Origin of the sequence: Planktothrix sp. FACHB-1355 (assembly GCF_014748295.1) — a bacterium.
Classification (GTDB): domain Bacteria; phylum Cyanobacteriota; class Cyanobacteriia; order Cyanobacteriales; family Aerosakkonemataceae; genus Aerosakkonema; species Aerosakkonema funiforme_A.
This window is the reverse complement of record NZ_JACJUP010000763.1, coordinates 1-3,472: the sequence shown is the minus strand read 5'-3', so window position 1 is coordinate 3,472 and position 3,472 is coordinate 1. Positions and strand designations below refer to the sequence as shown.

General features: G+C 43.7%; 3 protein-coding genes. All 3 read left to right on the top strand.

Going from position 1 to position 3,472, the window contains the following annotated elements:
• The first annotated feature begins 82 nt into the window (after nucleotides 1–82).
• Nucleotides 83–1,168 carry a choice-of-anchor A family protein gene (locus H6S82_RS24485; RefSeq protein ID WP_190467156.1) on the top strand — a complete coding sequence of 362 codons (1,086 nt, stop codon included), beginning with the start codon at nucleotides 83–85 and terminating at the stop codon, nucleotides 1,166–1,168.
• Nucleotides 1,169–1,424: 256 nt separating this feature from the next.
• Nucleotides 1,425–2,621: an RNA-guided endonuclease TnpB family protein gene (locus tag H6S82_RS24480; protein WP_191056849.1), complete on the top strand. Its 1,197-nt coding sequence runs from the start codon at nucleotides 1,425–1,427 to the stop codon at nucleotides 2,619–2,621.
• A gap of 209 nt (nucleotides 2,622–2,830) precedes the next feature.
• On the top strand, nucleotides 2,831–3,472 hold a 642-nt coding region (locus H6S82_RS24475), incomplete at its 3' end, for a tetratricopeptide repeat protein (RefSeq protein ID WP_191056848.1).

Below are 3,472 nucleotides of genomic sequence, written 5' to 3'. Positions count from 1 at the left end.
GAATGATGTTTCGCCATCATGTATTTTCATCAATGTGTTGCCCGGTTACCATAAACTAAACGCTTAAGTTTGTAGGTATATTATGCAACTGAGGAAAATTTCTAATCAAATACAGCTAATAGTTCCGATCGCAGCCAGCTTAGCATTAGGCATTTCGACTCAAGCTTATGCAGCCAGTCTGGGCCCAGTCTCCGATTACAATGTCTTCACCTTGGGCAACTTCAACCAATGGAGTACCGACGTAGAAGGTAAACTGGCTGTTGGCGGTAACGCCACTTTCACAGGCGGCTTTGGCGTGGGATCTCACCTGGGTAGCAATAGCGGCAACGTACTGGTAACAGGCGGTAATTTGAATCTGAACAACGGCCAAGTTTACCACGGTAACGCCGTCTACGGTGGCACAGCTAACGTATCGGGAGTAGGGTTTCCCAGCGGTACACTGAGTCAGGGCAATCCTCTAGACTTTAATGCTGCCGGAGATTATCTCATCGGCTTATCCTCTTATTTAGGAGGTTTAACTGCCAACGGAACTAAAAATATTGCCTATGGCGGAATTACCTTAACGGGATTGGATTCAAACCTCAACATTTTTAATCTATCAGCATCTGATTTGGCTAATGCTAATAGCTTCAACATTAACGTCGCCAATGGTTCTACGGTGGTAGTCAACGTCAGTGGTGATGCTGCTAAGATGCAATACTTTGGTTTTAACATTAACGGCAGCCCAGAAAACGCTCAAAGGCAAAAAGTTCTTTACAACTTTTATGAAGCCACTAATCTAAGTGCTACCGGCATTGGCATTCAAGGTAGCATTCTTGCACCTCTTGCTGCTTTCAACTTCACCAACGGTCAAATTAACGGTAACGTTATCGCTGCTTCTTTAACAGGAAATGGCGAGTCTCACAACTACTTATTTAATGGCACTTTACCCGATATGCCTTCCGGCGGTACTGGTGGCGGTACAGATGTTGGCGGCGGTACAGGCGGCGGTACTGGTGGCGGTACAGATGTCGGTGGCAGTACAGGCGGTGGTACTGGTGGTGGTACAGATGTCGGTGGCGGTACTGGTGGTGGCGAGACAGTTGCTAAAGTTCCGGAACCAACAACCCTGCTTGGTTTAGGCTTAGTTGGTTCATTACTGGGTGTGATTCGACGCAAGCACAAGTAATTGGCATCCTCCCCACCAAACCCGATACCAAAACCCGGTAAATAACCCGGTTATAATTGAGGGGATAAATTTCGTCAAAACCTTCTATACCAAGCTTTTAACGACTCAAAAGCAAAAAGGGTTTTTTTTTACTGCGATGTTGCGTTGAAAGCCCCATCCCCTCGTGGGTGGGGATGAAAACGCAACCAACAAACAAAGCGGAGCAACATTTGTCTTTTTGTGGTAATATGAGTACCATAAATAAGTTAATCACACCATGCTAACCCTCGAAGCAAAATTATATGGAAAAACTGAGCAGTTCAAAGCCTTAGATGAGGCAATAAGGACTGCTCAGTTTATTCGTAATTACTGCATTCGATACTGGATGGATAATGCTGGTGTTGGACAATATGACTTATCTGCTTTAACCAAGGATTTGGCGAAACAATTTGCTTGGTGCAAGAAGCTTAACTCTAGTGCTAGACAAGCTAGTGCCGAAAGAGCATGGGCAAGCATCAAGCGGTTTTATGATAATTGTAAAAAGCAAATTCCTGGTAAAAAAGGATTCCCTCGCTTCAAAAAGAATGTCCGTTCAGTTGAATATAAAGTGAGCGGGTGGAAGTTGTCGGAGGACAGAAAAGCCATCACTTTCAAAGATAGATTTAAGGCGGGAACATTTAGATTGCGCGGAGGTTACGATCTACATTTATACTCAATTGAACAAATCAAGCGAGTCAGAATTGTTAAACGTTCCGATGGATATTATGCTCAACTGTGCATAGATGCAGAAAGAAAAGTTAAGCATGACTTCACGGGGAAAGTAACAGGAATTGATTTAGGTCTAGAACATTTTTATACGGATGCCCAATGCAATCAAATCAACAATCCTCGTTACTTAAGAAAGTCTGAAAAACGCCTTAAACGTTTACAAAAACGGCTTTCTAAAAAAGCCAAAGGCGGTAAAAATCGAGAAAAGGCAAGACAGCGATTAGCCAAGCAACATTTGCGAATAAGTAGACAGCGTAAAGACTGGCTTATTAAACTCGCCAGTGCGTTAGTTCAATCTCACGATTTGATTGTCTACGAAGATCTGCAAATAAAAAACTTGGTAAAAAATCATTGTCTTGCCAAATCAATTAATGATGCCAGTTGGGGAATATTCACTAACTGGGTTGATTATTACGCTAAGATTCATGGAATTGTTTGTGTAGCAGTTGCACCACAATACACTTCCATTAATTGTTCTAATTGTGGCGAAGAAGTCCGAAAAACACTTAGCACCAGAACACATAAATGCTTGTGTGGACTGGTGCTAAATCGGGATCGTAATGCGGCACTAAACATCTTAGCCAAATGCTTAGAAATGCTTGGCATAGTATTGCCAAATACGGTGGGAAGAACCGAAATTAACGCTTGGGGAGAAAACAACCTCTATCTAATTGGGGAAACTCAATTAGACAAGTTGATTCGCTGAAACCTTGAATCCCCATCCCCTTGTGGGTGGGGAACTTCAAAAAAGCTAGAAGTGCGCGATCTAACTCAAGCGGCAGTCTCGGCTATCCAGAAAGGATTGGTACTACTAGAACTCTTAGCCGAGAAATATTAGATTTACTAAAGTTTCCAGCCGTTTCATTTTGGGAAAACTAAGGTAGGATTCCGGAAAGATATCTTCAATAAATGCCTATGCCTAGAAAACATTATTCGTCGATTCATCTGCTGCTTGCTACTATGGCTGGAATTGGACTGAGTTCGCCCGTTTTTGCCCTACCTGTGCAAGATTTGGGCAATAGTGGCAGATCTCTTGCTTCTGTTTCGATCGGTGTCGAGAACAATCACAACACTAGCCCTGCCGAAAAACCCTCCGAACAGCTTAAGCAAGCAGAGACTCTTTATAACGAGGGAGTGACGCTGCAACAGCAAGGTAAATTGGAAGAAGCGATCGCGAAATACGAAGAAGCGATCCGCCTCAATCCCAGCTTAGCCTTTGCCCACCTAAACTTGGGGGCAGCTTTGGCAGCGTTGGGAAAACACCCAGAAGCGATCTCTGCCTATCGGGAAGCTATTTTACTTCAACCAAATCTGGCAGAAGCATACTATAACTTAGGCAATGCACTGGCACAGCAAGGCGAACTACCAGATGCACAAGCGCAATACAAACAAGCAATTCAAATTAATCCTACTTATGCCAAAGCTTACTATAACTTAGGAAATGTACTGGCACAGCAAGGCGATCGAGATGGTGCGATCGCGCAGTGGCGCGAAGCAATTCGCATTCAGCCTGAGTTTGCCGAAGCTTATGCGAATTTGGGGCTGATTTTTTCTAGA

Excerpts from the sequence above, each read along its gene's own strand:
- H6S82_RS24485 (WP_190467156.1), top strand. The coding sequence starts at position 83 with ATGCAACTGAGGAAAATTTCTAATCAAATACAGCTAATAGTTCCGATC.
- H6S82_RS24480 (WP_191056849.1), top strand. The coding sequence starts at position 1,425 with ATGCTAACCCTCGAAGCAAAATTATATGGAAAAACTGAGCAGTTCAAA.